The sequence below is a fragment of the Pseudoalteromonas sp. C8 genome, from assembly GCF_011378685.1.
Lineage (GTDB): Bacteria > Pseudomonadota > Gammaproteobacteria > Enterobacterales > Alteromonadaceae > Pseudoalteromonas > Pseudoalteromonas arctica.
Genome location: NZ_WTKT01000005.1, coordinates 171251 through 187589, shown reverse-complemented (window position 1 = coordinate 187589; position 16339 = coordinate 171251). Strand labels below are relative to the sequence as shown.

At 38.5% G+C, this 16339-nt stretch carries 9 protein-coding genes; all 9 read left to right on the top strand.

Features of this window, described 5'->3' with window-relative positions; genetic code table 11:
* Positions 1-141: 141 nt before the first annotated feature.
* The 9 genes from GQR39_RS07080 to GQR39_RS07040 all read left to right on the top strand — a co-directional run bounded on the left by GQR39_RS07080 (position 142) and on the right by GQR39_RS07040 (position 16332).
* Positions 142-2241: a DUF1302 domain-containing protein gene (locus GQR39_RS07080; protein ID WP_165735210.1), complete on the top strand. Its 2100-nt coding sequence runs from the start codon at positions 142-144 to the stop codon at positions 2239-2241.
* Positions 2242-2254: 13 nt separating this feature from the next.
* Entirely contained in the window at positions 2255-3619 is a 1365-nt protein-coding gene (locus GQR39_RS07075) for a DUF1329 domain-containing protein (RefSeq protein WP_165721954.1), read from the top strand.
* A gap of 126 nt (positions 3620-3745) precedes the next feature.
* A complete protein-coding gene (locus GQR39_RS07070; protein WP_007586906.1) occupies positions 3746-4741 on the top strand; it encodes a YCF48-related protein in 996 nt (331 codons plus the stop codon).
* On the top strand, positions 4741-7062 hold the full coding sequence (locus GQR39_RS07065) for an MMPL family transporter (protein ID WP_007586903.1): 2322 nt from the start codon (positions 4741-4743) through the stop codon (positions 7060-7062). Before GQR39_RS07070 ends, GQR39_RS07065 begins: the two co-directional genes overlap by 1 nt.
* Before the next feature lie 208 nt (positions 7063-7270).
* A complete protein-coding gene (locus GQR39_RS07060) occupies positions 7271-12112 on the top strand; it encodes an NAD-glutamate dehydrogenase (protein ID WP_033027177.1) in 4842 nt (1613 codons plus the stop codon).
* A 120-nt stretch (positions 12113-12232) separates the two neighbouring features.
* The gene (pyrD, locus tag GQR39_RS07055; RefSeq protein ID WP_165735209.1) at positions 12233-13243 is read left to right on the top strand and encodes a quinone-dependent dihydroorotate dehydrogenase; all 1011 of its coding nucleotides are present in this window, start codon (positions 12233-12235) and stop codon (positions 13241-13243) included.
* Between the two features lie 117 nt (positions 13244-13360).
* On the top strand, positions 13361-13891 hold the full coding sequence (locus GQR39_RS07050) for a cell division protein ZapC (protein ID WP_007586900.1): 531 nt from the start codon (positions 13361-13363) through the stop codon (positions 13889-13891).
* Positions 13892-13982: 91 nt separating this feature from the next.
* Complete coding sequence (gene rlmKL, locus GQR39_RS07045) at positions 13983-16100, top strand: bifunctional 23S rRNA (guanine(2069)-N(7))-methyltransferase RlmK/23S rRNA (guanine(2445)-N(2))-methyltransferase RlmL (RefSeq protein ID WP_165735208.1); 2118 nt, start codon at positions 13983-13985, stop codon at positions 16098-16100.
* Positions 16093-16332, top strand: a complete 240-nt coding sequence (locus tag GQR39_RS07040; protein WP_007586898.1) for a glutaredoxin family protein — start codon at positions 16093-16095, stop codon at positions 16330-16332. The genes rlmKL and GQR39_RS07040 overlap by 8 nt, the downstream gene beginning before the upstream one ends.
* Positions 16333-16339: the final 7 nt, after the last annotated feature.

Below are 16339 nucleotides of genomic sequence, written 5' to 3'. Positions count from 1 at the left end.
CGTAAGCGTTAACCAGAATAAGAAGTATATGACAGATTAGAGCGAGTATTTGTAATTTTACTGATTCGCTTCTATCGTTATGATTACACTAAAAACAATAACTTGATCACACAAAATGACCCGCGACAGGGGGGAACCAAAATGATAAGAAGATCGCTTTTTGTTAAAAATAGAATCGCTATAGGTTTAGCAGCCGCTAGTTTAGGTTTATCTGCAGCAAGTACTCAAGCTGTAACATTTGAAGCTGGAGGTTTTGATATTACCTTCGATTCAACCTTTTCATATGGGCAAAGTGTTCGTGTAGAAGACAGAGACTTTAACCTAATTGGCAAAAGTAATAACCCAGCATTTGATTGGACAGGATACAACCCAGCGCTAAGTAATACTATTTACTCATCACAAGATGTATGGGCACAACCGGGCTCTTACTCAAACAATGGTGATGCGGGTAATTTAAATTTTGATAGTGGTGACTCCTTCTCAAAACTATTGAAGGGCACACACGACCTTTCAATAAATAAAGATAACTACGGTTTGTTCACTCGCTTCATGTATTTTTATGACTTTGCGTTGATGGATGGCAATCATGCATATTCAAATCCTACATCAGGGCAGGGTGTTGATCCATGTGACGATAAAGACACCAAAGCACAAAGTTGTGCCGACATACGTTTATTAGACGCGTTTGTATGGGCCGATTTTGATTTAAATGATGGTAATAACCCTTTATCTGTCCGTTTAGGCCAGCAAGTAGTTAACTGGGGTGAAAGTACGCTTATATCTCATGGTATTAACGTAAACCCAGTTGATATAGATCGATTAAAAGCACCTGGCGCTGAGCTAAAAGAAGCATTTATACCAATCGGTATGCTTTGGGCATCGCTCGGAATTACTGAGAATATTACGCTTGAAGGTTTCTACCAATATCAATGGCAAGAAACACGTTTACCAGCAGCAGGTACATACTTTTCTACTAATGACTTTGCAGCAGAAAATGGTTATCAGCAGAATGTTCAATTAGGCTTTACGTCTAATCCTGATATTGATGTTGCTTTTTTAACGGATAGTTTAAATAACCTAACATCTGATTTTGCATTAGCAGCAGCTGCTCAAGGTATTGATCCTTCAAGTGCTGAAGGAAGCGCTTTATTAGCCCAAATGTATCTTGCTTACCCAACTAAGGTTGCATTAAAAGGCAAAGGGGATAATGGTAAAACAGAACCTGAAGATGGCGGCCAGTACGGTTTACGTTTAGGTATATTTTTACCTGAATTTAATGATACTGAAATTGCGTTATACCACGTGAACTACCACAGTCGTCGTCCGCTTATATCTGGTCGTGTATCAAACTTTTCGCAGGCAGCAATTGCTCAAGATTTAGCGATGATCATGACAACAGAAATTACGTCAGATAATGTTGCTGATTTAACCGCTTTTTCTAAAGCTGAAAACGACTACCCAGAAGATATTAAACTATATGGTTTAAGTTTTAACACAACTATTGGTGAAACAGCCTTTGCGGGTGAGTTTGCGTTTCGTCAAGATGAACCACTGCAAATTGATGACGTAGAGTTACTTTATACAGCTATGCCTGAGCAGTTAGCTCTTGCAGGTCTTCGTCCTGATTTTGCAGGTATTTCGCAAATGAGTTTTGGCGATGATATTAGTTCTGTTGGTGCGGGTGAAGTTGCTCAAGGCTATATTGAACGTGATACATCACAAATTCAATTCACGGCTACTCACTTATTTGGACCTTCATTAGGTGCTGATAGTTGGGCTGTAGTTGGTGAAGTGGGTGCAGTAAAAATTCATAACATGCCAGAATATGACGAAATACGTTTAAATGTATCCGGTACTGGCCGTAGTGGCACAATTACAGGCCCAGGTACTACTGATTATTCAACATTGCAACTTGGTTTATCAAATGGCGCTGAAGAAAAATCATTCGCCACAGCATCTTCTTGGGGTTACCGCCTAATTGCTAAAGGTGATTATTTTAACCTTTACAAAGGTATTAACTTCTCTCCACGTTTTGTATTTTCTCATGACGTAAATGGTAATACACCAGATCCTATGTTCTTATTTATCGAAGATCGTAAATCTTTAGGTGCAACCATGAACTTTAACTACCAAAATGCGTGGTCACTTGATGTGAGCTATAACTCGTTTTGGGGCGGCGGCGATATTAATACTTTCTCAGATCGCGATTACGTTTCTTTTAACTTAAAATATTCTATTTAGGGGTAACATTATTATGATTAAAAAACCTACCCTCATCGCTACAGCTTTTTGTAGCTTGTTTGCAAGCAGCGCAGCTTTAGCTAAATTAAACGCTGATGAAGTTGCTCAATTAGGTCAAAACTTAACGCCAATGGGCGCAGAAAAAGCAGCTAATGCTGATGGCTCTATTCCAGCATGGAATAATGGCATTACAACAGCCCCTGCAGGTTATGAAGCTGGTATGCATCACCTTGACCCATTTACAGCTGATAAAGTGCTTTTCACTATTGATAAAAGTAATATTGAAAAGTACAAAGCCAATTTAAGTCCGGGTCAAATTGCTTTATTTGAAGCATACCCAGACACATTTAAAATGCCTGTGTATGAAACTCGCCGTTCTGCGTCTTACCCTCAGTTTGTGTATGATGCGACTAAAAAGTTTGCACCGACTGCTGAATTAATTGAAGGCGGTAACGGTATTAAAAATACGGCGATTGGTATTCCTTTCCCTATTCCTAAAACGGGTTTAGAGGCAATTTGGAATCATTTATTACGTTACCGTGGCCAGTCTATTGAGCGTTTTGGTGGTCAAGCTGCACCGACTGCATCTGGTTCTTATAACTATGTTGGCTTTGATGAGCAGTTATTAGTTAAATACTCAGACCCTAGTGCAACACCAGCAGAGCTGCAAGACTCAAATATTTTGTTTAAGTTTAAACAAAGCGTTACAGAACCGGCTCGTTTAGCGGGTACTGCATTATTAGTTCATGAAACAATGGATCAAATATTAACGCCGCGCCAAGCATGGACTTATAACTCGGGACAACGTCGTGTTCGTCGTGCACCTAATGTTGCATATGATGCACCAGGCACAGCTGCAGATAGCCTGCGTACTACCGATGATTTTGATATGTTTAATGGCTCGCCAAATCGTTACAACTGGACACTAAAAGGCAAGCAAGAGTTATATATACCTTACAACAGCTATAAACTTCATAGTGATAAGCTAGAGTACGATGATATTTTAATGCCTGGCCATATTAACCCAGAACATACACGTTACGAAAAACACCGTGTTTGGGTTGTTGAAGCTAACTTAAAAGATGATACACGTCATATCTATAAAAAACGTGTGTTTTACATCGATGAAGATAGCTGGCAAGTACAGGTTACTGATATTTATGATAACCGCGACCAACTTTACCGTGTAGCAATGGCTTATGGCCTTAACTACTACGAAGTACCTACACAGTGGAGTACGCTTGAGGTTTATCATGATTTGAATTCTCGTCGTTATTTAGCAATTGGTTTAGATAATCAAGAAAAAATGTACGATTTTTCACAGTCATTTAACGATAACGAATTTACTTCAAGCGCTTTACGTCGCGCAGGTAGATAGTATTAAGCTAGGCACTTAACAATTTGTTAAGTGCCTTTTCCTTTCTCATCGCGTTTGTCTTACAGCGCGCAACGCTTTCCCCAGTAAAAAGACAAACAACTCTCTCGTACAAGGCGATTAAAATTTATGAAGTATTTGGTATATGCCAGCCTGATAATAAGCGGTGCGAGTGTTGCACAAGAAGCCCCTAACAATGCAATCAGTGCAACAAATGCAGCTAAAACCTTACTCACCGACATAACCAACACAGGCAATGGTCTAATTGCAGTAGGTAAACACGGTACTGTTATTAAAAGTATCTCGGGTGATAAATGGCAACAAGCTGAGCTAGTCCCAACTCAAGTGCTATTAACTGCCGTTGATTTTAGTAATGAAAATAATGGATGGGCGTGTGGCCACGATGCAACAATAATAAATACTACTGACGGTGGTGTTAATTGGCAACTACAACAAGCACAACCAAAATTAGACAAACCATGTTTAGATATTCTATTTGAAGATGATTTAAAAGGTTTTGCAGTGGGCGCATATGGCATGTTTTATCAAACCACCGATGGTGGTAAACATTGGCAAAAACGCTTTTTAGATTCGCTATTATTTAGTGATGATCGTGATTACTTGAACGATTTAAAAGAAAATGACCCCGAAGGATACGAAGCCGAAACTGCTTCAATTTTACCGCACTTTAATCGAATCGAAAAAACAGATAATGGTTTAATGCTGGTTGGTGAGATGGGCTTGATGGCCAGAAGCATTGATGATGGTCAAACTTGGCAAAGGATAGAAGAAATTTATCCTGGTTCATTCTTTGCAGTTGCATCAGATAGCACACAAGAAATTGTGGCAGGGCTTCGAGGTAATGTTTTTGCAAAGCAAAATGGTGAACAGCAGTGGCAGCATTTCGAAAATGTTAAAACAGCGACGATCAACAACATCATTAATTATAATAATAAACAATGGCTTATGCTTGCCAACAGTGGCGTTATTTTTCATCTTCAAGATGGGTTACTCACCCATGAGCAGCTTGCTGACGGTAAAGCGATTCTTGATGGTGTAATTTTAGATAACAGACTGATCATGGCTACAGAAGATGGCATTAAAGTGAAGGAGTTAACCCCTTAATGCATAAACTACTCGATTTTATTGAAAAGGCGATTTTTAGACATCGCTTAATTATGCTTATAAGTTTTGCACTTATAACCTGTTTACTTGTATTCAAAGCGACTCAAATTCAATTAGATGCATCGTTTAATAAAAATATTCCGTTAAACCACGACTATATGAAAGTATACACTAAGCATGAAAAACAGTTTGGTGGTGCAAACAGTATTTTGATTTCAGTGTGTGATGACAGCGGTGATATATTTAATCCAGAGTTCTTTACTCAGTTAAAAGCGGTCCACGATCAGCTTTATTTTATTCCAGGTGTAAATCGTCCATTAGTTAACTCTATATTTTCACCCAGTGCTCGTTTTGTTGAAGTAGTCGAGGATGGCTTTGCAGGCGGTCCAATTATTCCTGCCAACTTTAAAGCTGACAAACGTGGCTTAGGTGTTGTAAAAGAAAATATCGAAAAAGCAAAAGTTGTAGGACGTATGATTGCCAGCGATTACTCGTGTGCAATGGTAACTGCTCAACTTTTAGAAACTGATCCTCAAACACAACAAAAATTAGACACATTAGCTTTTGCACAAAAGCTAGAAAGTGATTTAAGAGAGCCTTTAAGTACGGACAAAGTAAGTATTCATATTATTGGCTTTGCAAAAATGGCTGGTGATATAGCTGAAGGCGCTAAAGGGGTGGTTGTATTTTTTGCCATTGCTATCGCTTTTACCTTTATTATGGTCTGGCTATTTTGTGGCAGTTTAAAGCTGACTATTTTGCCTATCGCATGTTCCATTATTGCTGTTATTTGGCAATTAGGCCTGCTTTCAAGTTTAGGTTTTGGCCTAGACCCTATGTCTATTTTGGTACCGTTTTTAGTATTTGCTATTGGTGTAAGCCATGGCGTGCAGATGATAAATGCGATTGGTAAAAAAGTAGGTGAAGGTAAAACAACACGTATTTGTTGTCAGTCAAGTTTTAGGGCTTTATTAGTGCCAGGCGGTATTGCACTGCTTTCAGACACCGTAGGCTTCTTAACATTACTTACCATCGATATTGGTATTATCCGTGAACTTGCCATTACAGCGAGTTTAGGTGTAGCAGTAATTATATTTACTAATTTAATCTTATTGCCAGTTTGGGCTTCGTACATGAACTTTGAAAACAGTGTACATATTCAATCTGGTGATGCAGCAAAACCAAACATGCTCGATAAAATCCGCGACTTACTTGTTAAAGCGACTGATCCTAAAGTAGCTAAAATGATTATTGGTTTTACACTTGTTCTATTTGCTTTAGGTTACTGGCAAGCAGATAAAATGCGTATAGGTGACTTACATGCAGGCGCGCCATCACTGCATCAAGATGCCCGTTATAATCAGGATACATTCTTAATATCTGATAAATATACTATCTCGTCTGATATCTTAAAGGTAATTGTAGAAGCATATCCTGCAGCATGTACTGAGCATGATGTGATGGAGCGTATAAGCCGTTTTCAATACAAAGTAGAGAATGTAGCAGGTGTGCAGTCTGCTGTAAGTTTGAGCTCTGTAGCTCAATCGGTTAACGCAGGCTACAACGAAGGCAATTTGAAATGGCAAAGCTTGCCACGAAATTCAGCAAGTTTAGTTCAGTCAACGTCTCGAGTTGAAACTAGTACAGGTTTACTTAACGGTGATTGTTCAGTTATGCCAGTGATTATATTTTTAGATGATCATAAAGCACAAACTATCGATACTGTGATTAAAAGTGTTAAGCAATTTGCACAAGAAGAGGGCACTGATAAATTAGCATTTAAACTAGCGTCAGGACCTGTTGGCGTAATGGCAGCGACTAATGAGTCAGTTGCAGAAGCGCAAATACCAATGATGCTTTATGTTTATGGTGCCGTTATCATCTTATGTTTAATGAGCTTTAGAAGCGTAAAAGCAACGATTGCTGTGGTATTGCCGCTTTATATCGTATCAACACTTGCACAAGCACTTATGGTGCAATTAGAAATAGGCTTAACCGTTTCTACTTTGCCAGTTATTGCTCTAGGAGTAGGTATTGGGGTCGATTACGGTATTTATATACTGTCGTCGATGATGGGGCAGCTTAAGCAAAATGTACCATTAAGTGTTGCTTATCGAAATGCGCTTGTTGAACGTGGAAGTGCGGTTCTATTTACCGGTATTACACTTGCGATTGGTGTGAGTACGTGGATATTCTCAGATCTTAAATTCCAAGTTGATATGGGTATACTGTTAACCTTCATGTTTTTAGTAAATATGTTAGGTGCAGTGTTGTTATTACCCGCTATTGGTAGCCTTCTCTGGACTGACCAGAAAAAATAATGTGAATAATTTTGCTCCTAAATGGCCTGTAAAGGCCATTTATATCTACAATTTGTGAATAGATGACCAAATAGCTGAAATGCTTAAAATGTTTTCATCGAAAAGGCTGTTTATTAGCTGTAAAAGGGTTAGAATTTAATTGACTCCACGCTAATGAATAGCTGTACAAATTCCTGCTCCTGAGCAGTAATAGATTAAGGAACATACAATGACACGAAATGAAGGCCAAGCCTCGGTTATCCTAGATAATGTCTGTAAGCTGATCCAGAAAAAAGTTCGCGCTGATAATGTGTTACTCGTTGAGAAATTCGCCAAAGCCTTGTACAGCAATATGTCTAAAGAGGATTTGGCAAACCGCAACGATAGTGACCTATATGGCGCAGCATTAAGCCTTTGGAACTCGCTAGAAAAAAATACTACCGACGACGCTGTTATCCGCGTTTTCAACCCTGAAGTGGCAAAAGATGGCTGGCAGTCATCACATACAATCGTAGAGATTATTACTAAAGACATGCCGTTTTTAGTTGATTCTGTTCGTATGGCCATGACTCGTGAAAATATCGCCTCTCACTTATTACTTCACTGCCCATTAAAAATTAAGCGCGATGAAAACGCTAAAATTTCTGGATTATCAAATTTAAAAGCAGAGCAAGAATCCTCATCTACTAAAACAGTATTTTTTATTGAAATTGACCGTCAAACAGATTCTTCTGTGATTGAGTCTTTCAAGAAAGAGTTAGAGTCGGTTCTTGTTGATGTATCAGTTGCTGTTGATGATTGGCAGCCAATTCGTAAAAAATTGATTGCAGTAACCAAAGAGTTACCTAAACGTCATCATAATAAAACGACAGAAGAAGTTTCAGAAACAACTGAGTTTTTAGATTGGTTAGCGAAAGATAACTTTACCCTAATGGGTTACCGTGAATATGAGCTAAGCCCAGTTCAAGGTGATTACCAATTAAAAGGTAAAATGGAATCAAGCCTTGGCTTGATGAAAAACTCTACTGAAGAACACACACGATTATTATCAGAATTACCAGAAGTTGCTCGCCAAGAAGCACGCAGCAGCAACCTACTGATCTTGACAAAAACAAACTCTGTTTCTCGCGTTCACCGTCCAGCCTACATTGATTACGTAGGTATTAAGCGTTTTGACGATGAAGGCAATGTAATTGGTGAAGACCGCTTTATTGGTTTGTTCTCATCAAGCTTTTACAATAATAGTGCTACTGATGTGCCTGTTTTAAAAAGTAAAATTAACCGCATTATGGAAATGTGTGATTTTGCTAAAGGTACACACGCTTACAAAGCTGTTTTAAATATTTTAGAAACCTACCCACGTGATGAGCTAGTTCAAGCGCGCGAAAGTGAGCTACTTGAAGTTGCTATGGGTGTTTTACAAGTACAAGAGCGCGATATGTGTCGCTTGTTTGTACGTAAAGATGCGTATGGTCGCTTTTTATCTTGCATGGTTTATGTTCCTCGCGAACGCTATAACACGGCTCTTCGTCGTGAAACGCAAGATATATTAGCTAATGCATTTAATTCTGACGATAAAGTCGAATTTACTACTTATTTCTCTGAGTCAACACTGGCGCGTACTCATTACACCGTTCGTGTGACCGACAACAAGATCGAATATAACGTGAAAGACATCGAAAACAATTTAGTAGAAGCTGCACGTACGTGGGAAGATAAACTTCAATCTGCACTTTTAGAGTCTGCGGGTGAAGCACGTGGTAACGATTTAAATCGTAAATACTGTAATGCGTTTGCACGCTCATACAAAGACGAAGTGCTTCCAAGTGCTGCGGTTGTTGATATTGAAAAGTTAGAACTACTTAGCGATGAAAACAAGCTAGAAATGCTGTTTTACCGTCCTCAAGAAGAAGCAAACAGTAATATTGTACGATTAAGCTTATTCCATAAAGATGAGCCAATTCACTTATCTGATGTTATGCCAATGCTTGAAAACTTTGGTCTGCGCGTTGTTGGTGAAACACCATATTCAGTTAAAACTAGCGATGGTCGTATTAACTGGATCATGGACTTCTCGATGCTTATTGACAGCAAAGGGATGGCAGATTTTGATAAAATTTCAGCACGTTTTCGCGCTGCGTTAACAAATGTTTGGGGCAACCGCCTTGAAAATGATGGTTTTAACCGTTTAGTGTTAATGGGTGGCCTAACTGGCCGCGAAGCCTCTATTTTACGTGCTTACGCTAAGTACATGCGTCAAATTGGTGTAACGTTCTCACAAAGTTACATAGAAAGTACATTTGCAAATTATCCAAACATTGCAGCGCAAATTGTTAATTTATTTGCTAAAAAGTTCTCAGTTAAGAGCCCAGCAAGTGCTAAAACACTTGAAAAGTTAAGTACGCAAATTTACTTAGAACTTGAAAATGTAGCAAACCTTGATGATGACCGTATTATACGTTTATACGTAGATATGATTGTTGCGACGCTACGTACTAACTATTTCCAAAAAGATGATGCAGGTCAGTTTAAGTCGTATGTCTCGTTTAAAATACAGCCTAGCTTAATTCCTGATGTACCACTTCCACTTCCTGCGTTTGAGATTTTTGTTTATTCTCCGCGCGTTGAAGGTGTGCATTTACGTTACGGTAAAGTAGCGCGTGGTGGTCTGCGTTGGTCTGACCGTCGTGAAGACTTCCGTACTGAAGTACTTGGCTTAGTTAAAGCGCAACAAGTTAAAAATACAGTAATTGTACCTGTTGGTTCTAAAGGTGGTTTTGTATGTAAACAATTACCTAGTGAGCGCGAAGCGTTTATAAAAGAAGGCCAAGAGTGTTACAAAATCTTTATCCGTGGTCTTCTAGATATTACAGATAACATAGAGCGCGGTGAAGTAGTGCCAGCTCGTGATGTTGTTCGCCACGATGAAGATGATGCTTACTTAGTAGTTGCAGCCGATAAAGGTACCGCTACTTTCTCTGATATCGCAAACGGCATAGCTAATGAATACAATTTCTGGCTAGGCGATGCATTCGCATCAGGTGGCTCGGTTGGTTACGATCATAAGAAAATGGGTATTACAGCTAAAGGCGCATGGGAGTCAGTTAAACGACATTTCCGTGAAATGGATATCGATTGTCAAACGACTGACTTTACAGTGGTAGCTATAGGCGATATGGCTGGTGATGTATTTGGTAATGGTATGTTGTTATCTAAGCATATTCGGTTACAAGTTGCCTTTAACCATATGCACATTTTTGTTGATCCGAACCCAGATGCTGCTACTTCTTACCCAGAGCGCGAACGTTTATTTAATATGCCGCGTTCATCGTGGGAAGACTACAATAAAGAGTTAATTTCTGCCGGTGGTGGTGTTTTCTCTCGCGCTGCTAAATCAATTACGCTTAGCCCAGAAATGAAAAAAATGTTGGGCACTAAAAAAGCAAGTATGACCCCAAATGAGTTAATGAAAGCTTCATTGATGATGGAGTTCGATTTACTGTGGAATGGCGGCATTGGTACATACATAAAAAACTCTAAAGAAACTGATGCAGATGTAGGGGATCGTGCAAACGATGCACTACGTATCAATGGTAGAGATTTAGGCGCTAAAATAATTGGTGAGGGCGGTAACTTAGGTGCAACTCAATTAGGTCGTGTTGAATTTGCAGCTAAGGGTGGTCGTGTTAATACTGACTTCATTGATAACGTAGGAGGCGTTGCCTGTTCAGATAACGAAGTTAACATTAAGATTTTACTTAATGGCTTGGTTGCTGAAGGTGACTTAACACGTAAACAACGTGATGAGCTACTTTACTCAATGACAGATGAAGTATCTGAATTAGTATTAAAAGACTGTTACCGTCAAACACATACTATTTCAATTACGCAGTCTAAAGGTACTTCAACGCTTAAAGAAAAGATTCGCTTTATTCATGCACTTGAAAAAGATGGTAAGTTAAACCGTGCTATTGAGTTTATTCCAAGTGATGAAGAATTGGCAGAACGTGCAGCCGCAGGTAAAGACTTAACTCGCCCTGAGCTTTCAGTGCTAGTGTCTTACGCAAAAATGGTATTAAAAGAGTCTTTAGTAAGTGATGAAATTACTGAAAACCCTTACTATCGTCAATTGCTTGTGAAGTCATTCCCACGTCCTCTACGTGAGAAGTTTAACGATGCGATGAACAACCATCCACTTCGTAAAGAAATTATTGCAACCAAACTTGCTAACAGCATTGTTAACGATATGGGTTTAAACTTCATGGTACGTATGCATGAAGAAACCGGTGCCAACGAAGCTGAAATTGCAATGTGTTACTCAATTGCTAGCGAAATATTTGAAATGCGCGATACATGGTCGTCTATCAGCGCACTGGATAATAAAATACCAGCAGCGGTACAAACTGAAATGCTTTACCAACTTCGTCGTACTGTTCGTCGTACTACGCGTTGGTTCTTACGTCATCGTAATAAGTCACAAACGATTGAACAAGGAATTGAATTCTTTGCGCCAACATTTAAAGATTTAAGCGATAATTTAAATACGTACATGATTGAAAAAGAAAATGACCGTATTGTAATTGAAGCTAATAAGTTAATTGATGCCGGCGTTCCTGCAGATATAGCTAAGCGTATTGTTTCGTTATCAAGCTTATTCTCTGTGATGGATTTAGCTGAAGTTGCTAATAATTCAGGTAAGAGTATTTCGATGGTATCGAATACTTACTTTAAACTAGGCGCGAGAATGGGTCTGCATTGGTTCTTAGAGCAAATAACTAAGCAACCAGTAGCAAATCATTGGCAAGCACTTGCTCGTTCATCTTACCGTGAAGAGCTTGATTGGCAGCAACGTACGTTATCTGAAGTGGTGCTAAATAGCTTTGAAGGTGACGAGAGCGATGTTGATAGTCAAATAGATGAGTGGATGGATAGCCAAGATTTATTACTTCAGCGTTGGAAACAAATGTTGGCTGAGTTTAAAACATCACAAAGCCATGACTTTGCTAAGTTCTCAGTTGCACTTCGTGAACTTATGTTATTAAGTCACAACTGTGATACATCAGGAAAATAATTTAGCTTTAATCAGTTATTTGTTTAGTAAATAAATAACTGATTGTTAAAATTGTTATACAATACCTCAGCCTTGTCTGAGGTATTTTTTTGTCTGAAATTTAAAAAGAGGATTATATTGATGTTTTATGATTTAGCTCGCCGTTTTATGTTTACCCGTGATGCGGAGTGGGCGCATGAGTTTGCACTTAATAATCTTCGTCGTTTTGCTAATACGCCTCTAAATATAGCTTGGTCACAAAGTGTTTCAGATAAACCCGTAAACTTTTTAGGTCTTGAATTTAAAAATCCAGTAGGGCTTGCCGCTGGCCTGGATAAAAATGCAGAATGTATAGATGCATTTAGTCAAATGGGATTTGGTTTTATTGAAGTTGGAACGGTTACACCGCGTCCTCAAGTTGGTAATGACAAGCCACGTATTTTTAGACTTCCAGAGTCAAACGCAATTATTAACCGTATGGGTTTTAATAATAAAGGTGTTGATAATTTAGTCGAAAATGTAAAAGCAGCAAAGTACAGTGGCATACTCGGTATCAATATTGGTAAAAATAAAGATACACCTAACGAGCAAGGTAAAGATGACTACATTCATTGTATGCGTAAAGTATTTGAGCATGCCTCATATATTACGGTAAATATTTCATCACCAAATACCCCAGGGCTTCGTGATTTACAATATGGTGCTGCACTTGATGATTTATTGCAAAGTCTTAAAAATGAACAGTTAGATTTAATTGCAAAGCATAATAAGCAAGTTCCTATGCTTGTAAAAATTGCACCGGATCTCGATCAAATACAAATAGAGCAAGTAAGTGAGTCACTTTTAAATAATAAAATTGATGGTGTAATTGCCACAAACACAACGCTTGAACGAGCCGCAGTCATGGGGCAGCAATATGCACAAGAGGCGGGCGGTTTATCAGGTCACCCTGTTAGAATGCGCTCTACAGAGGTAGTAAGTGAACTAAAACGCTTAACACAAGGTCAGCTACCAATCATCGGAGTCGGCGGTATTGATGATGCTACATCTGCAAAAGAAAAGTTAGATGCAGGCGCAAATTTAGTTCAGGTTTATACTGGGTTCATCTACAAAGGTCCACAATTGGTAAAGTCGATCGTTAACGGCTTATAAGGATCAGTTATCTAAGCTTTTGATCGTTAGCTAAATGTTCTAAGCAAACATTTTAAAAGTGGTCAAAAGCGGTTATACTCTGAGCAATAATTATTCAACATACCCAAGGAGGAGTAAATGTTACAAGCATCAAAGCAATGGCAGTGGATTACTTGTCCTGATAAAAATCGTTTGTTACTTGATTTAAATGACGACATGCAATTATGCACGCCTTATAAATTAAGACAGCTCACCGATTCTGTTTTTAAAAATCCACGTTTTAGTCTCGAAGATGCTGCATTTTACGAACAAGTTTATAATTATCTGGATGGATTTGAATTGTGGTCTGCGGCTCAAATTTGTCAAATATCATTAAATGCTACTGCTGTTAAGTATCACTTAAAACCCGTTTTAGCAAAAAGTTGGTTTTTTGAAGAATATACCGGGACAGAGCCAAGCGTAGAGGCAATAGTAAAATTAACATCTAAAGCGCAGTCAGGTGATTTTTTAATTGTAGAGCATTGTCCTGATGCATCTATTTGTTTGAATTTAAGTGAAACCTTTAAATTAGACGAAAACTTATCTTTAGCGCAATTTGAAGTAATCCGTATTTTGAATAATCGAGTCCACCCCATCCTAAATCAGCAATATCAAAGTCAAACCGCCTAACCAAATTTAAGTCTTAAGCGTGTCTTTATGGCGTGTTTGTCGCCCAACCTATGTTATAATCCTGCGCAATTAGCTATTAAGGGTTATTACTTTGCAATTTATCGCACTTACTTCTATCGGAATCGAAAATTTATTGGTTGATGAACTAACAGAACTTGGCGCAACCGTGTCTAAGCAAACTGTTGGTTCTGTTCGTTTTGAGGCTGACTCATTACTTGCGCAAAAGGTTTGTTTATCAACTCGTTTTGCAACGCGTGTGCTTATGCTTATTGAAGAAAAAGAAGGCGTAGATGACAAAAATAGCCTGTATAATTTTGCGCGCTCGCAACCTTGGCAAGAATGGTTTGGACCTACGCAAACATTCGCTGTCGACTTCAACGGTACCAATGACTCATTAAAAAACACGCAATTTTCGGGTCTTGTAATCAAAGATGCGATTGTTGACTATTTTAATGATTTATACGAGCAACGTCCTAACGTTGATAAGCAAGATGCTAACGTGCGCGTAGTTGCACGATTAAATCGTTACGGCGTATCGATGTATATTGACTATTCAGGTCCTCGTTTGTCAGAACGTGGTTACCGCCAAGGCCAAGGTAAAGCGCCAATTAAAGAGCACTTAGCTGCTGCATTAATTAAGCGAAGTGGCTGGCTTGAAAATGTAAAACAGCCTTTATTCGATCCATGTTGTGGTGCGGGTACTATTTTGATAGAAGCTGCCGGTATGGCGCGAAACGAAGCGCCAGGATTATTCCGTGAAGGTTTTGCTTTTGAGCGTTTACCCAGTTTTAGAGCCGCTAAGTTTAAAGAGCTTAAAGAAGAGTTACTCGCTAATATTACTGATCCTAAATTGTGGTTAATTGGCCACGATTACGATGAGCAAGTATTAAGTAAAGCAATTGATAATGCTAAACGTGCAGAGCTTGACGACGTGATTAAGTTTAAGCAAAGTGATGCAACTAAACTTACAGCTGTTGCAAAATTACCGGGTGTTGTAATTTCAAACTTACCTTATGGTGAGCGTATTGGCTCTATGGCTGAGCTTGTTGATTTACACCGTAATTTAGGCGTTGGCTTTAAAAAGCACTTCAATCACTGGAAACTTGCCTTATTGGGTATGGACGAGAGCCTATTTAAACTTTTAAAACTTGTGCGCCTTAAGCGTTATAAATTTAAAAATGGCCCATTAGATGTTGAGCTTAACTTATATCAATTAGATGATAAGCAAGTAAGTTTGACCACAGATGACAAAAAAGCACTCAATTTTGAAGGCTCAACATCATTTGCAAATAGATTGAAAAAGAATAAACAAGGCTTAAAAAACTGGCTTAAACAAAATAAAATAGACGCTTATCGCGTCTATGAAGCGGATATTCCTGAATACAATGTTGCTGTAGATATTTACGGTGACTCTGCTGTAATTTTTGAATATGCAGCGCCTAAAGAAATAGACGAAAAAACATCAGAAAAACGCCTGCAAGATGTAATAAGTTTAACGGCTCAACAGCTTGAGATTTCACCTGAAAACATTGCTGTAAAAGTACGTAAAAAGCAGAAGGGCGAAGATCAATACACCGCTATGTCTAAACAAAACCGTACTATGGTTGTTGAAGAGTTTGGTGCTAAGTTCAAAGTTAATTTATTTGACTACTTAGACACAGGCTTGTTTTTAGACCATCGCTTAATGCGCTGTTATATTCAAGAAAATGCTAAAGATAAACGTTTCTTAAACCTTTTTGCATATACAGGTACAGCTTCTGTACATGCTGCTCTTGGTGGTGCTAAAGCCATTACTACAGTCGATTTATCAAAGACCTACTTAAAATGGGGCCAAGATAACTTTGATTTAAATGGTATTAGTAATACACGATACCGTTTTGAACAAGCTGATTGTTTAAAATGGTTAGAGCACGCAACGGCGCAATATGATTTGATATTTTTAGATCCTCCAACGTTTTCAAACTCAAAACGTATGAAAGACGCGTTTGATGTACAGAGCGATCACATTAAATTATTAACGTGGGTTAAAAAGATTTTAAGCCCATCAGGTACCTTAATTTTCTCTAATAACAAACGTGGCTTTGTGATAGATGAAGTTGGTCTGATTGGTTTAGGTTTAAAAGCCATTAATATTTCAGATAAAACGTTATCACCAGACTTTAAACGTAATAAAAAAATCCATAATAGCTGGTTAATCACACATGGCTAAATGGGTTTTATACCACACTGATGGTTGCCACTTGTGCGAGCAAGCTGAGCAACTTATCACTGAGGTACTTAGTAATACGAGTGAGTTATTACTAATCGATATTATGACTGATGAGCAGCTTATAGCTGAGTATCAAATTACTATTCCTGTATTAAAAAGTGAAAAAGGCGAGCAATTATTTTGGCCTTTTACTTTACACACTGTGCGCGAATTTTTAGCACAAGCAGAATAAGAGCAAA

Bases quoted from the DNA above. Each gene is read 5' to 3' on its own strand.
- GQR39_RS07060 (WP_033027177.1), top strand. From the start codon at position 7,271: ATGACACGAAATGAAGGCCAAGCCTCGGTTATCCTAGATAATGTCTGT.
- GQR39_RS07065 (WP_007586903.1), top strand. From the start codon at position 4,741: ATGCATAAACTACTCGATTTTATTGAAAAGGCGATTTTTAGACATCGC.
- GQR39_RS07040 (WP_007586898.1), top strand. From the start codon at position 16,093: ATGGCTAAATGGGTTTTATACCACACTGATGGTTGCCACTTGTGCGAG.
- GQR39_RS07070 (WP_007586906.1), top strand. From the start codon at position 3,746: ATGAAGTATTTGGTATATGCCAGCCTGATAATAAGCGGTGCGAGTGTT.
- pyrD (WP_165735209.1), top strand. From the start codon at position 12,233: ATGTTTTATGATTTAGCTCGCCGTTTTATGTTTACCCGTGATGCGGAG.
- GQR39_RS07075 (WP_165721954.1), top strand. From the start codon at position 2,255: ATGATTAAAAAACCTACCCTCATCGCTACAGCTTTTTGTAGCTTGTTT.
- GQR39_RS07050 (WP_007586900.1), top strand. From the start codon at position 13,361: ATGTTACAAGCATCAAAGCAATGGCAGTGGATTACTTGTCCTGATAAA.
- GQR39_RS07080 (WP_165735210.1), top strand. From the start codon at position 142: ATGATAAGAAGATCGCTTTTTGTTAAAAATAGAATCGCTATAGGTTTA.